General features: G+C 71.1%; 1 protein-coding gene. It reads left to right on the top strand.

Annotated elements, in window-relative coordinates:
- On the top strand, positions 1-211 hold a 211-nt coding region (locus tag ASE28_RS03680; protein WP_057264769.1), incomplete at both ends, for an EAL domain-containing protein.

Here is a 211-nt window from a genome sequence, read left to right as displayed (position 1 = left end):
CTTCTTCGACCCCGACATGCAGGCCGCCGTCAACGCCCGCTCCAACCTGGAAGCCGACCTGCGTCAGGGCCTGGCCCGCAACGAACTCCTCGTGCACTACCAGCCCGTCGTCGACCACCAGGCCCGCCTGGTCGGCGCCGAAGCCCTGGTGCGCTGGCGCCACCCCCAGCGCGGCATGATCAGCCCCGGCGACTTCATCCCCCTGGCCGAA

It is taken from the genome of Acidovorax sp. Root219, from assembly GCF_001428665.1.
Lineage (GTDB): Bacteria > Pseudomonadota > Gammaproteobacteria > Burkholderiales > Burkholderiaceae_C > Acidovorax.
The sequence above is the reverse complement of the archived record's forward strand: the minus strand, read 5'-3'. Positions and strand labels throughout refer to the sequence as shown.